This window comes from Dictyobacter alpinus (assembly GCF_003967575.1).
GTDB lineage: Bacteria > Chloroflexota > Ktedonobacteria > Ktedonobacterales > Ktedonobacteraceae > Dictyobacter > Dictyobacter alpinus.
In genome coordinates this window covers 1,951,457-1,966,215 of the sequence record NZ_BIFT01000002.1, presented here as the reverse complement: position 1 = coordinate 1,966,215, position 14,759 = coordinate 1,951,457, and the positions used below count along the sequence as shown (strand labels likewise).

At 50.0% G+C, this 14,759-nt stretch carries 10 protein-coding genes and 1 rRNA gene; 3 read left to right on the top strand and 8 right to left on the bottom strand.

Annotated elements, in window-relative coordinates; translation table 11 throughout:
* Window positions 1-30: 30 nt before the first annotated feature.
* Window positions 31-2,991, top strand: a 23S ribosomal RNA gene (locus tag EL633_RS30490).
* A 391-nt stretch (window positions 2,992-3,382) separates the two neighbouring features.
* On the opposite strand, the gene ureG is transcribed toward EL633_RS30490, so the two are convergent.
* From ureG to EL633_RS30460, 6 genes are all read right to left on the bottom strand, one after another.
* A complete protein-coding gene (gene ureG / locus EL633_RS30485) occupies window positions 3,383-4,096 on the bottom strand; it encodes an urease accessory protein UreG (protein WP_126630993.1) in 714 nt (237 codons plus the stop codon).
* A 48-nt stretch (window positions 4,097-4,144) separates the two neighbouring features.
* On the bottom strand, window positions 4,145-5,869 hold the full coding sequence (gene ureC, locus EL633_RS30480) for an urease subunit alpha (protein WP_126631947.1): 1,725 nt from the start codon (window positions 5,867-5,869) through the stop codon (window positions 4,145-4,147).
* Between the two features lie 573 nt (window positions 5,870-6,442).
* Window positions 6,443-7,291, bottom strand: coding sequence for an NAD(P)-dependent oxidoreductase (locus EL633_RS30475; RefSeq protein ID WP_246039298.1), 849 nt, complete (start codon window positions 7,289-7,291; stop codon window positions 6,443-6,445).
* Window positions 7,292-7,345: 54 nt separating this feature from the next.
* On the bottom strand, window positions 7,346-8,257 hold the full coding sequence (locus EL633_RS30470; protein ID WP_126630992.1) for an SDR family NAD(P)-dependent oxidoreductase: 912 nt from the start codon (window positions 8,255-8,257) through the stop codon (window positions 7,346-7,348).
* A gap of 56 nt (window positions 8,258-8,313) precedes the next feature.
* Entirely contained in the window at window positions 8,314-8,724 is a 411-nt protein-coding gene (locus EL633_RS38325; RefSeq protein WP_126630991.1) for a MerR family transcriptional regulator, read from the bottom strand.
* 393 nt (window positions 8,725-9,117) lie between these two features.
* The gene (locus EL633_RS30460; RefSeq protein WP_126630990.1) at window positions 9,118-9,912 is read right to left on the bottom strand and encodes a GNAT family N-acetyltransferase; all 795 of its coding nucleotides are present in this window, start codon (window positions 9,910-9,912) and stop codon (window positions 9,118-9,120) included.
* A gap of 299 nt (window positions 9,913-10,211) precedes the next feature.
* Here EL633_RS30460 and EL633_RS30455 point away from each other — a divergent pair, with 299 nt between their 5' ends.
* Complete coding sequence (locus tag EL633_RS30455; protein WP_126630989.1) at window positions 10,212-11,060, top strand: AraC family transcriptional regulator; 849 nt, start codon at window positions 10,212-10,214, stop codon at window positions 11,058-11,060.
* A 14-nt stretch (window positions 11,061-11,074) separates the two neighbouring features.
* On the opposite strand, the gene EL633_RS30450 is transcribed toward EL633_RS30455, so the two are convergent.
* Together EL633_RS30450 and EL633_RS30445 are read right to left on the bottom strand one after the other, a co-directional pair.
* Entirely contained in the window at window positions 11,075-12,439 is a 1,365-nt protein-coding gene (locus EL633_RS30450; protein WP_126630988.1) for a hypothetical protein, read from the bottom strand.
* Window positions 12,440-12,441: 2 nt separating this feature from the next.
* Window positions 12,442-13,410: a GNAT family N-acetyltransferase gene (locus EL633_RS30445; protein WP_161982558.1), complete on the bottom strand. Its 969-nt coding sequence runs from the start codon at window positions 13,408-13,410 to the stop codon at window positions 12,442-12,444.
* A 479-nt stretch (window positions 13,411-13,889) separates the two neighbouring features.
* Between EL633_RS30445 and EL633_RS30440 the strand changes: the two genes are divergently transcribed.
* The gene (locus tag EL633_RS30440) at window positions 13,890-14,714 is read left to right on the top strand and encodes an alpha/beta fold hydrolase (RefSeq protein WP_126630986.1); all 825 of its coding nucleotides are present in this window, start codon (window positions 13,890-13,892) and stop codon (window positions 14,712-14,714) included.
* Window positions 14,715-14,759 lie beyond the last annotated feature (45 nt).

Here is a 14,759-nt window from a genome sequence, read left to right as displayed (position 1 = left end):
ATTCACAGATCAAACATGATGAAGAGAAGAGAACAAGCTACACAGAGTACGAGGTGGATGCCTTGGCGCTAAAGACCGAAGAAGGACGCGGAGACCGGCGAAACGTTTGGGGGGAGCTGCATACAAGCCATGAACCCCAAGATTCCGAATGAGGCAACTCCTCCAGAGTGATGTCTGGAGACCGCCTGCTGAACACATAGGCAGTGACGGGGGGCAGCGGGTGAACTGAAACATCTCAGTAACTCGACGAAAAGAAATCAACCGAGATTCCCGTAGTAGTGGCGAGCGAACCGGGAGGAGCCCAAACCAATCATCTTTCGAGATGGTCGGGGTTGTAGGACCGATAACAAGCAATGACGAACTACTTGAACGCGTTGGAAAGCGCGACCAGAGCGGGTGAGAGTCCCGTAGAGGACGGTTTGTTAACGTGGATCGGTATCCTGAGTACCACGAGGCACGTGAAACCTTGTGGGAAGCTGGGGGGACCACCCTCCAAGGCTACACATCTTTAGCGACCGATAGCGAACAAGTACCGTGAGGGAAAGGTGAAAAGCACCCCGAGAGGGGGATGAAACAGACCCTGAAACCACGTACTCACCAGCAGTCAGAGGCCACTGTTCCGTTGCGGAACCAAGGGCTGATGGCGTGCCTTTTGTAGAATGATCCGGCGAGTGCATCGTCGTAGCGTGGTTAACCAGCGTTAAAGCTGGGGAGCCCCAGGGCAACCGAGTCTGAACAAGGCGGATGTTGCGGCGATGCGACCCGAAACCGTGTGAGCTATCCATGAGCAGAGTGAAGCGGATGTGACAGTCCGTCGAGGCTCGAACCCACCAGTGTTGCAAAACTGGGGGATGACTTGTGGATAGGGGAGAAATTCCAATCGAACACGGAGATAGCTGGTTCTCCCCGAAATGTATTGAGGTACAGCTGTATGAAACACTATCCTGGAGGTAGAGCACTGAATGAGCTAGGGGCCACGTGCTGGTTACCAAACTCAACCAAACTCCGAATGCCAGGACAGCATGCATGCAAGTGAGACGGCGGGGGCTAAGCTTCGTCGTCAAAAGGGAAACAGCCCAGACCATCGGCTAAGGTCTCAAAATCCTTTCTCAGTGTCAAAGGGGGTCACAACGCCCAAACAGCCAGGATGTTGGCTTAGAAGCAGCCACCATTTAAAGAGTGCGTAATAGCTCACTGGTCGAGTGTCGTGGCACCGACAACGTATCGAGGCTTAAGAGAGGTACCGAAGCCATGGAATCCTGCTTTGCAGGGTTGGTAGGGGAGCGTTCTGGAGCAGAGAAGCCAGACCGTGAGGACTGGTGGAGCGATCAGAAGTGAGAATGCCGGAATGAGTAGCGTCATGTCTGTGATAACCAGACACACCGAATGCCTGAGGGTTCCTGGGCACCGTCAATCGTCCCAGGGTGAGTCGGGTCCTAAGCCGAGGACGTTATAGTCGTAGGCGATGGCAAGCAGGTTGGACATTCCTGCACCGGAGAAATTTGTGATGAGCAATGGGGGGACGCGGTAAGGAAGGTGAGCCCATCGATTGGACAGGATGGGTCTGTATGATGAAGTGCGAAACCGAGGAAAATCCCGGTTTCCTGTGCATGACACATGCAGCGAGCGGACGCAAGTCTGCGGAAGTCATTGGCCCCTACGCCGCCGAGAAAAGCCTCTCGCCAGAATCTTCTCCGCCCGTACCGCAAACCGACACTGGTAGGCAGGGGGAAATCTCCCCAGGTGATCGAGCGACCCTCTGTTAAGGAACTCGGCAAATTGACCCCGTACCTTCGGAAGAAGGGGTGCCCTAGTAGCGAGCCTGCTTGCAGGAGCGTGAGGGGGTTGCAAGAAATTGGCTCAACCGACTGTTTACCAAAAACACAGGTCTCTGCGAACGCGAAAGCGGAAGTATAGGGGCTGACTCCTGCCCAGTGCCGGAAGGTTACGAGGAGCGGTGCACGTAGCTGCGAATCTAAGCCCCGGTGAACGGCGGCCGTAACTATAACGGTCCTAAGGTAGCGAAATTCCTTGTCGGGTAAGTTCCGACCCGCACGAAAGGAGTAACGAGTTGAGCGCTGTCTCGACAGAGGACTCGGCGAAATTGAAGTACCCGTGAAGATACGGGTTACCCACGACAGGACAAAAAGACCCCGTGGAGCTTTACTACACCTTGACCTGGAAACGAGTTGAAGCGTGCGTAGCATAGGTGGGAGTCGGAGAACCTTTCCCTTTGGGGGAGGGGGAGACAACAGTGAAATACCACTCTCGTTGCGGTTTGTTTCTCATACGTCACCGTGAGCCGGGACGTAGACAAGATCAGGCGGGTAGTTTGACTGGGGCGGTCGCCTCCCAAAGAGTAACGGAGGCGCCCAAAGGTTCCCTCAGGGTGGATGGACATCACCCGTAAGAGTGCAAAGGCAGAAGGGAGCTTGACTGCAAGACGGACAGGTCGAGCAGGGACGAAAGTCGGGCTTAGTGATCCCACATTCCCGAGTGGAAGGAGTGTGGCTCAACGGATAAAAGCTACCCCGGGGATAACAGGCTTATCTTGCCCAAGAGTTCACATCGACGGCAAGGTTTGGCACCTCGATGTCGGCTCGTCGCATCCTGGGGCTGGAGTAGGTCCCAAGGGTTGGGCTGTTCGCCCATGAAAGCGGCACGCGAGCTGGGTTCAGAACGTCGCGAGACAGTTCGGTCTCTATCCGTCGTGGGCGTAGGAAAATTGAGGGGCGTCATCTCCAGTACGAGAGGACCGAGATGGCTCGACCGCTGGTGCGCCAGTTGGCCCGCCCGGGCCAGAGCTGGATAGCTATGTCGAGAAGGGATAAGCGCTGAAAGCATCTAAGCGCGAAGCCGCACCCAAGACGAGTTTTCCCATCACATTCGTGTGATCAAGATCCCAGGAAGACGACCTGGTAGATAGACGACACGTGGACACCTGGTAACAGGCGCAGCGAAGTCGCCCTAATGATCGTACGGCTTGTTTCAATTAGTATCTTCATCGTGGACCTCGCGTGAGTGCTTCTCAGCTTCAATCATGGCTGACCAGTGACTCGGCAAAATTGAGGATATACCGTATTTCGGTTGATCAAGAACACAAGAGACGTTACTCAGCACGAGTAAGGTCTTTTTTGTTTGTCTCTCGCTTTTCTTCGATAAAGTTTGATTCGCATGAAATCCATGCTCCGCTCCTCGTTTTTGCGCCTTTGGCGCTCCAACGGTTTTAAATGTGGTGTCAAATCATGTGCAAAGCACACGATTTGACACCACATTTAAGAGAAGCATGGGCCCTTCAGGGCCCGCGTGCGGCTGGTTGCACCCGCGCTACTGAAGGTGGAAATCAAGCACGTATTTAAAAAGGGCTACTATAACAAATTCTTCAATGACTATGGCTGTGATCGTGATCATGATCATGGCTGTGGGGATGTCCCATATATGGTGCATGCGCGTCTATAATATTGCGGCGTTGCTGGGCCGGGACCATGAGATGTTGTTCGAGCCAGGTGATTACTGTTTCCAGGCCAACTCCTTCTTTCAGATTAGTGAAGACAAATGGCCGCTCACCGCGCTTGATCCGCGCATCATGGTCCATTACTTCTAACGAGGCCCCCACATAGGGTGCTAGATCAATCTTATTAATGATCAGCAGATCCGAACGCATAATGCCTGGACCGCCTTTGCGTGGAATCTTGTCTCCACCGGATACATCAATGACATAGATCGCGATATCAACAAGCTCCGGGCTGAAGGCGGCGGCCAGATTATCACCGCCGCTTTCAACAAAGATCAGCTCAAGCCCAGGCAAGCTTTCTTCCAGGTCGGCGATCGCTTCTAGATTCATCGAGGCATCTTCACGAATTGCGGCGTGAGGACACCCACCAGTTTCAACGCCACGTACCCGTTCCTGGGGAAGTGTACCCTGGCGAAGCAGGAATTCAGCATCCTCTTTTGTATAAATATCGTTGGTGACGACCGCCAGATTATATTTTGGCCATAGCTTTTTGCTCAAACGATCTACCAGGGCGGTCTTGCCACAACCCACCGGACCCGCAATCCCAACGCGAAAGGCACGTGTAAAGGTCGTATTCGTCATATATCATCTTCTTTTCTTTTTACCAGGCGCTATCTTATGAACAAGATTTTAGAATAAGAAATAGCGCTGTGCCAGTGGTAAACTCTCTGCAGGTTCGCAGGTCAGTAGTTCACCATCGGCCCGTACTTCATATGTCTCTGGATCAACCTCAATGTTTGGAGTAGCGGCATTATGAATCATATTGGCTTTTCCTATAGATCGGCAATTCTCTACTGCCACTACTTGTTTTCGTAGGCCAATCTGTTCAGGCAGACCAGCCTCCAGTGCAGCCCTGGAGACAAACGTAAGGCTAGTCGCGGCTGTCGCGCCACCAAACGAACCAAACATCGGTCGATAGAGTATTGGCTGAGGAGTTGGAATAGAGGCGTTCGCATCGCCCATCGCGCTCCACGAAATGAAGCCGCCTTTCACAATCATTTCCGGCTTAACCCCAAAGAGTGCAGGTTTCCAGAGAACAATGTCCGCTAGTTTACCAGGCTCGATAGAGCCAATATGCTGTGCTATACCGTGAGTGATAGCGGGATTAATCGTGTATTTGGCAATATAACGTTTGACGCGAAAATTATCACTACGGCCAGAATCTGGAGATAGTGGGCCGCGTTGAACTTTCATTTTATGTGCAGTTTGCCACGTACGCGTGACCACTTCGCCTACGCGTCCCATCGCCTGTGAATCGCTAGAGATCATACTGAAAACGCCCAGATCATGCAGAATATCTTCAGCCGCAATCGTTTCCGGCCTGATGCGACTCTCCGCAAAAGCCACGTCCTCTGGAACCGATGGATTGAGGTGGTGGCACACCATCAGCATGTCCAAATGTTCGGCAATGGTATTAATTGTATAAGGTCGGGTAGGATTTGTAGAGGACGGTAGAATATTTGGATAAGAGGCAATGCGTATAATATCAGGTGCATGCCCACCGCCAGCACCCTCGGTATGATAGGTGTGGATAGCTCGGTTACCGATTGCGGCAATCGTATCCTCTACAAAGCCTGCTTCATTGATGGTATCCGTGTGAATTGCGACTTGCACATCATATGTGTCCGCGACTTGTAAACACATATCAATGGCAGCCGGCGTGGTTCCCCAGTCTTCATGGAGCTTGAGACCGCAGGCTCCTGCACGCAACTGCTCTTCTAATGGCTCACGTGTCGAGGTGTTTCCCTTGCCCAGTAAGCCGAAGTTGACGGGCCAGTGCTCCACGGCCTGGAGCATACGTGCGAGGTTCCAGGCACCCGGTGTGCAGGTCGTTGCGTTAGTCCCTGTAGCGGGCCCTGTGCCGCCTCCAAGCATCGTTGTGATGCCGTTGGACATAGCTTCATAGATCTGCTGGGGCGAAATAAAGTGGATGTGCGAATCGACTCCGCCGGCCGTGACAATCATGTTCTCGCCAGCGATAACCTCGGTGCCCGAACCAACGATGAGATCGGGATCAACGCCGTCCATGGTATCAGGATTGCCCGCCTTGCCAACTTTAACGATACGTCCGTCGCGAACGCCGATATCGCCTTTGACAATACCCCAATGGTCGATAATGATGGCGTTGGTGATCACCAGATCCAGCGTGCCATGGGCTCCCTCACGGGTAGCACGGCTACTTTGGCCCATGCCGTCGCGGATAACTTTGCCGCCGCCAAAGGTGATCTCATCACCATAAACAGTATAATCCTTCTCAATCTCAATCAGTAACTCGGTATCAGCCAGCCGTACGCGGTCACCCGTGGTCGGGCCATAGAGATCCGCGTACATCTGGCGAGGGATGCGTAAACTCATACGTGTCGCCCTCTCGTCACTCTCTGCAATACTAGCGTAGCGTGCTATCATGAGAGACATTCCTCTGATGATGAATATTCTCTGATGTTTTGTGCGCCTTTCTCCGTGAGAATCTCTCTTTAGTATACTGTGAAAACGGCATCCTCGGTATTTGTCTACAACGTCACATGGTTGTTTTGTACATACTAAAGGTTGTCTGAGGATCATAGTTAAAAATAAGGGGGAGAGCCATTAAGGTGGTGCTTTGGGCTTGAGTTGAAAGATTACTGGTTACTGCGCTGGAAGGATTATAAATCGGAGGAGCATTATCTGTAACCTTATATGCATGTATGATCTTTTAGAAAGGATATAAAATGAAATATTGTGGCAAAATAGCCTTTCAATAAACACTTGAAGCCGTTCATGAAATGTGTATTTTCAGCTTGCGAACGAAGCGATCGTGATGCGGAACACTTAGCGTATGTTTTACCACTGCCAATCTAGAGACCCATTATTGACGAGGTGCCGCGCCACATCTCAAAAGGAGGTTTTATCCCTTTTGAGATGTGGCGCGGCCGTTCTGGTCTTAGCCGTTCACTTCACGTCGACCAATTGCGCGACAGCAGTCAGGCCAGTTGCTCCAGCCACGGCATATCTGGTAATGGCTTCTGCTTCGTAGCCGACTAACGTGACAGCTTCGGCGAACAGGTCCATATCGATGAGTTGGAGCTTCTGTAGATGGGAGGCCTTCTCGGTGGTAATGGCTGTTCCCAGCGCTTCGAGCGCGTAACTTCTTGCGGTTCCCGCACGTAGCACATCGACAAGAGCAGGGATGGCGAGGCCAATGTGTTCTCCAAATTGGAGGATGTCTTCAATATTCTTCTGATTCATCATCAATAAGGCATTATTGATAAGCTTGGCCATCTGCCCTGAACCTGCCGTTCCCATGTATGCGACTGTCTTTGAAAATGTTTCAAAGACAGGGCGACAACGTTCCGCCACCTCAGGCGCTCCTCCAACCATTGTCAAAAGCTGCTTAGCAACTGCAGCTGGATGGCCGCCGCTGACCGGTGCGTCGATAACGTTGACCTGGTATTTAGACGCAATGGTGGTGAGTTCGGCGGCAAACGCGGGGAGACCTGTCCCATGGTTGACCAGCACAGATCCCGGTTTCATATTTGCCAAAAGGCCACCGTCAAGAGCAATGTGCCAGATATCAGAGTCTTCGGTGAGGCAGAGCCCCACCACGTCACTCGCTGCCGCCATCTCACTGAGCGTGTCATATGCTTTATACTTCACTCCTGTTAACGCTTCGAGCGACTGTGGACGTCGCGTCCATACATGTAGCTCATAGCCAGCTTCAGAAATGGCGCGCGCGATCGGAGCCCCCTGATCCCCGAGGCCCACGAAGCCAATGGTCATGCTCGTTTGCAGAGTGTTCATGGTATTTCCTTTCCTTGAGTCATAAAGAGGTACATTGAAGAGAGAACAGAAGTATCAGGCAAGGAAGCGCAATGATGTTTCCCAGAGACGATCAGCATTCTCGGAATTGAGAGCATAGGATGCCACACCACTTATGTAGCCATTGCCATTCGTAACCACGAGAGCCTCATTGCAGTCCTCGAAGTATCGTCCACTCGCGCCCTGAAGGAGCGGCGATGCGGCCAATAAGACAGAAGTGGCTGCCCCCTGCTGTGGCATTTTCCGTCGTTCTGGAGGGGTCCGAAGACCTCCGACGTAACGCTGGAGGTTGGTTGCAATCGCCCCTGGCATCAATGCATTGGTTGTGATACCATCGTTTGCCCAGCGAGCAGTGGCTCCGACTGCGAAGAGGATAGTCGCAGTTTTGGACTGCCCATACGCAAGGAGTGGATCATAGGGGCGGAAGGCAAAGTGAATATCGTCGAAAACCACTGGCGAGATTAGATGCCCGGAGGAACTAACCACGACAATGCGTGCGTTCCCCGTAGCGGCCAGTGCGTCGTGAAGGCCGAGGGCCAGGGCAAAGTGTCCCAGGTAATTGGTGGCAAACTGCATTTCCCAGCCCTCAGGTGTACGCTGTTCTGGTGTTGCCATGACTCCGGCGTTAGCAATAAGGACATCTAGTGGTCTGGTCCACGTGGCAACAAACTCGGAGATTGATGTTCGATCAGCTATGTCGAGCCGGGCGACATGAACATTCTGGTTCCCTGTGGTGGTGATGATGTCTGTTGCAGCCTGTTTTCCTGCGTCGGTATTTCGCACGGCAAGTGTCACCTCGGCTCCAATGTGGGCCAGCGTTCGTGCCGTTTCCAGGCCGATCCCCGATGCCCCTCCGGTAATCACCACCTGTTTGCCTGACACATCAATGCCTTCTGCTACTTCATCAGCAGTAGAGAAAAATCCAAAAGGTGTCGTAATACGTTCCATAATTGTTCCTTTCGATCACTATATAAGCTTTGCAGCAATACGATGATTTTCTTCAGTTATGCTCTGGGCTGCCTCAGTATCTCTCCGTTCCAAGGCATCCCAATAGGCAACTTTTCCCTCAATATACTGTTTTCTAATTTGTAAGTGCTCGATTTGATATTCGAGTTCTTGCTATGCGTATGAGAGAGTTCCTTTTGTTGTATCGCACCCTGTGTTCTTTTCTCGAGCAATTGCAGATACGTTCGCATATCTTCTATTGGGAGATCACTGGCGCGAAGGCAAACAAGCGTCTTGACCATACGCACAGTATCGGCAGGATACCGTCTGTGACCACTACTTGGATCCCTCGGAACAGGTTGTATGATGCCAATCTTCTCGTAGTATCGAAGCGTGGGCTCAGGCAGACTACTCTGTTGAGACAATTCATGAATCGTGAATGATTCTGACTTTGGTATGCTTGATGCCATCTCTCATGGCTCTAGTATAGAAAACTTAAAGCGCTTTAAGTCAAGAGGTCAAAAATGAAACAAATTAATTACTCTGGAGGATGGGGGATGGGGACAATATGAGCTTCGCCTTTTTCAAGTTTCTCTAATGCCCGTTTCATTTCAATGCCGTAACAATAGTTTGAGGTCATGAAGTTGGCGCTTACCAATAAGAGCATGATATCTGCTGTATTTAATTCCTGGTCAGGACAGGGTAATGTCTATGTTGATGATATCTCTTTCAGTTAAGGTCAGGCGGCCGCAGGGATGAACTTTGCGGCCGTCCTTTACCAGATTCGTTGAGCCGAGTTATGTTGGACACTGGCTGCAAGCAGAGTGCGAATGGTGCATACTAAACGCCAGTAGATGGATGGTTCAGGCAAGGGTAAGGTCCTCAAAATAGGTTTCGCGATAGTACTCACGAAAGCCCAGGCTGGCATACAATCCTGCTCCCATGGCTGTGGACTGTAATACTGACCACTCGCACCCTTGCTTCTTTGCGAGGGCAAGTACGCGGGATAAGGTTGTCGCTGCGGCCTTTTGCCGCCGTGCCTCTGGTATTGTGGTGACCCAGTAGATGCCAGCCATCGTACCTTCTACTAAAAGAGAGGTGGCGCAGATCGGTTTTCCGGCGCGAAAACCGATAAAATTCCGGAAGGTGAAATGTGGTCCAGCGGCCTGGGCGGCATTGATGTATACACGTTGATACTCATGCGCCTGGTTCTCTCCAATCCCAAATCCGTCGCATAAGACCTTCCCCCAGACTTCCAGATCGGCCTGTGAAGAGGCCTCTGCAAGCGAAAAATCCTCTGGCTGCTCCTCATATTCAGAAAAATCACGTAACTGCAAGGCCATGGCTGTAAATTGTCCTTTATATGCATGTGGATAGCGGCTCAGCACAGTGGCCAGGGTATCTGGCGTGCAAAGAGGATCGATGATCCACGTGGTAGGAGCCTGTTTTTCTTGAAATATTCTCAGTACGGTCTCGACCTTTTCTTGTACAGACTCCTCCCGAAAGTGCAGGTCAAACACATAATTGGAGTGCGGGTATCCAGTATAAGACCAGCAGACCTCTGCATTGAGAGAAACTTTGCCCTCTGTCCCGTAGCCCAGCGTTTGGTTGAACAGAGACCGATTTGATGCCATTGCCTTTAGCAGCGTCTCATCCATTATAGTACCTCTTACTCCTCAGAACTATTTCATTTTCGCTTTCCTTCCGGGCCTGGCTCGCAAGCGAGCCGGAAAGAGGGAATGTTGTATGTGTTTTGCGAGCTCAGCTCGCAAAACACATACAACATTCCCTGGGCAAGCGCCGCAGGCGTGAGGAAGGACGGCTTTTAAATAGCCCTATCTTACTCCTCAGGGCTATTGACATTGAATGCCAATAATTATACAGTTAAATCTACCTTTTTGGTGTTTTTATTTTGACTACTTGTGTTGATATCTTGCTCTTTCTATGGAGGAAATGTGTGAGGGATTATGTGACCTTTCTCCCTCTGGTGAGCAAGCATGCACAGGAAAATCTCCTCTATTGCTCTATTGTCGGCTTCGCCAAAACTTCTCCTGATGAACGATTTTTTCGCAGTAATGTGCATAGTTATGAAATTTTTTATGTAACCGCTGGCAAAGGAAAACTCTTTGTGGAAGGTGTCCCCTATACGTTTGCGCAAGGCGATCTTGTGCTTTTAAATCTCCAGGCCGATCACGGTTATATCTCCGATGAATGTGATCCCTATGAATTTTTCTATCTGAATTTTCACTATCACGATTTGGCTCATCTGCCAGGAAGCTGGTTCCAGCTACAAAATCCTGTCATCTTGCATCTGGAGTCAGCGAGTATCGAATCTCTATTTATAAAGATTCTTGCGTATGTTGAAGGGCAGTCATCAGACTGGGAAGCGCAGGTTTCAGCGCTGATCTATCTGTTGCTTATGCAATTTTATGCTTTCCTATTTGCTAAAGCTGGAATGTCGTCATTCCAGCCTACCTGGATTGTGCCGGTGAAACAATGGATCGAACAACATCTGGAACAAAAGCTTGCTGTAGAGGACCTGGCAAAAATTGCGAACATCAGTACATACCACTTTATTCGCGAATTTAAAAAACATGTCCATGTGACACCCCTGGAGTATGTGATCTCACGCAGGGTTACCAGGGCAAAATACTTGCTTATGAAATCCAACCAGAGTATCGAGCAGATTGGCCGGATGGTAGGTTTTCCCAGTCAATACTCCATGATCCACAATTTCAAGCGCCTGGAAGGGAAAACACCATCAGCCTTTCGTAAATCGATCCAGGGATTGCACAATGTAGAATAGCGGCTAGTTTTTGCTTACAGGATTGAATGGAACGTCATTCGTTCATCGATATCCTCAAGTATGGCACCTATGCACTGCACCACTTTTATTCCTGTCTCTATTTTATTTATTTCTTTGATCGTTTGCGCAAATGCCTCGCGCCACTTACGTAGATCCTGCCGATACTGGCGCAATGTATCTCCTGGCAGGCGATCCAGGTAGATTGCTGGACCAGCCTCCTCACCGATCAGAGGCTCAAAATCGAACTCGCCTGATACCGGTTCTATTCTGGAAAAATAGTCTGTTTCGGCCTGTAAAAACAGCTGTACCAGATCTTCTCGTACCCCTGCATTACGCGGTGCGAACATGTCCTCCACTACCAGTGCTAGCCCCTCGTGCGTACTCATTGTTGGTTGGGTCAGTATTGTTCCGACAAATTTCGTCATCATTTCATATTGTGGGTTTACCAGCGGACCGGCGAAAAACTCAAACGCGTTGCCACCATCCGCTGCCAGGGATGCAATGTGGTTGCGACTTAATTCAGCATGTGGCAAAAACCAGCGTAGCCGGTCCCAACGCTGTGGAGGAACCAGGATTGTTCCTCCCAGAGAACCAAAACTACTTTCCAATGATTGGATAAGCTGCTTGCGGATCGGTCTGCTGCCTGTGATAGATTGGTCTGTCACATCTATCATATAATCTAATGGCGCGCTCATCTTGCGTAAATAGGGTATATCCGTTTCATCGCGAAACGACATGCCCCAGCCGCTTACCGCGATTGTCATCGCTGGCCATTTTGCTCGGATGTATGCTCCAAACTCAGCGTTTACGGCCGCATGATATTCCATTTCTCCCATCTTCCGACATTCATGGCAAGCGCATCTGCCCTGGTCCGCGGACTGCATCTCAAAGCCATCCAGGCCAAAATTGCCCATGAAATCGATCACGTTGCGTTGCCATACTTTAGCAAGTTCGGTGCTGTAGCACATAGCCACACCATTATCCGAGACAAAATTACCCCACCAAAAGCGGCCCTCCTCTTTTGCGACTTCTGGATATGTGCGAATGATCTCCTCAAAGCCCCAGCTATAGAGGCCTAATCCTCCCAGGACACGAATGCCCTGTGCATGAGCTGTATCAATTAGCTCACGAATATCGTGTTTACGCTTTTCACTAATGGAGTGCTTGATATCTGGATTCCAGCTATGGCTGATAAACAGGCCCCAGATCGCCACGGTATCAAAGCCCCATCGTTTGATTACTGAAAATAGCTCTCGATAATCGTGTAAGGTCTGCTCATCAAGATCAATGATCGGCCAGCGCTTTCCTCTGCGCGCGATCGTCGAGATATCGTTGATCCAATTCAAGAGTACCCTGTGGCGAAATGACGTAGCGGCCATATTTATACCTCTTCTTTCTGGGAAGTAGGATGATACACATATCCTAGTAGCAGTTCTTTCTCTATAAATCCCCACGCATAATACGTGTGAAGGGCGGCTGTATTATTCTGCGTCGTGGCTACCGTTGCCTCTCTGGCTCCAGCTTTATACATTCTGTTTAAGGCAGCGCCCACCAGCGTTTTCCCTATCCCTCGTCGTTGAACCTGTTCGTCTACCGATAGGCTGGCGATTGATCCCACCAGGCAACCTCTTTTACTCTGTAGATCTGGCAGCAGAGCCCATATCAGTTGTCCTACCCGTTTACCATCGATGAAAGCATGAATATGCTGAGGCTGAAGACCATGCCATGACTCTTTTTGCCATGCAGACTCAAAGGCCAGCAGTCCATCCTTCAGTTCAAGAGATCGATTCACATGCGCAAGAGGGGCGTGTTCATCCAGCGTTCTGGCCAGAAAGACGGAATGTTGTTGTAATTGAAATCCTTTCTGCACCAGCCTGACAACGACATGGGGAAGACTGGCCGAGAGCACCGGTTCGGTTCCCATATAGATGCCTTTATAAAAAGGATAGCCAGCCAAACTGGACCAGCCCAGGATCTCACGCGCACCCTGTTTCTGTAAATAGTTCAGTCCCTGTTCCAAGAGTGCATTTCCCATCCCCACCTCCTCCGTCGGAAAAAGCAGCAGCCGTATATTTCCTCGCGTTACATCCAGACCATGCTCTTTTTCTCTCCCAGGGGCGAATGTGCCATGAAATAGCCCCAGAGCGCGATTTCCATGATATGCGATTAGCAAGCCTTGAGCATCAAAATAGGATTTGTTGAGCACACGCTCTTCAAAAAGTGCTTCCGACATTTCTGCTACATAGGGAAAAGCTGAGGTCAGCTCCTGGAAAACGCGCACAACTCTATCTTTTTGCGCTGGTGTATATACCTCTATATGTAGAGGACCGGAAGTGTGTGGGAGTGCCATTGCTTTCTCTTCCTTCTGTGGGGTATTGTTTGTGCTGAACATGGGTTGGTAGGGATAACTATACTCTCAAGAATAGCCTTTGTGTTTTTGTATCTTGCTCAATACTATTGAAAAATTGCTGAATATCTACGATAACACTTCATTTTGTGCTATGAATTTCTATTGACTTTGTACAATCAATCGAGTACAATCACCAAATAAGCGTTGTTTTCCTCTAGTAATAGAAAGGAGCACTCCAATGGATAAGAACATTCTATTATGTGAGGCAGCCTTTCTGGACAGCATCTATCTGCCTCATTCTCTTTAAGATCTCATCACACATCTACTTATGAAGTAGAATTTACTTGCATAAGCCAGCCTTTTATTACTGACTATGCGTAGGCATTTTTTGTGTTGATAGGTCTCTCCTCCTGTTTGGAGAGCAGATGCTAGTATGTTCATAACAGATAGATATCTGTCTAATTTGCTGGAGATTTTTTGTGAAAACACTACAAAAAGAAACTGGTTTCCTTGGTAACAAGGGTGAGCGTTTATATTACGAAGTTGCGGGCTCGGGCCACCCTCTCCTCTTGATCCATGCGGGTATTGCTGATAGCCGGATGTGGGATGAGCAGTTCGATTTTTTCGCTTCTCATTACCGCGTCATTTCTTTTGATTTGAGAGGCTATGGTAGGACAGAATTGCCTGCTGGCAAGGTTTCAAATCATGCGGATGCAGCCAACTTGCTCAGACATTTACACGTGGAAAAAGCTTATGTTCTCGGTGTTTCATTTGGTGGGAAGGTCGCGCTCGATTTTGCTCTGGCTTATCCAGACATGGTTGCTGGTCTGGTCCTTGTTGCTCCAAGCATCAGTGGGCGCCCACCCGCAGAACAAGAGCGGCAGTTTGCTGTAGAAGAGAACAAGTATCTTGCAAAAGATGATCTGATTGGAGCTACCGAGCTCAATCTACGTATGTGGGTTGATGGTCCATACCGCACTCCTGAACAGGTCTCTCCTGCAGTGAGAGAACGCGTGCGGCAGATGCAAATGCATGCCTTCACTATACCTGTTCCAGAAGAAGCCGAAAATATTCCTCTGACCCCGCCAGCAGTTGATAGGTTGAGTGAAATATCTACTCCGACCCTGCTCATAGTTGGTGATTTGGATATTCCGGATAAACTTGTTATTGTGGATGAACTAACCAGGGGCATTGCAGGTGCCAGGCAGGTTCATATTCCACAGACTGCTCATATGCCTGGCATGGAGAAGCCTGAAGAATTTAATCATATTGTTCTGGATTTTCTACGCCAGCATGTTAATTAACGTCATGTGCGAATGTTATCCCGCACACCTCGCGCCTACAGCGCT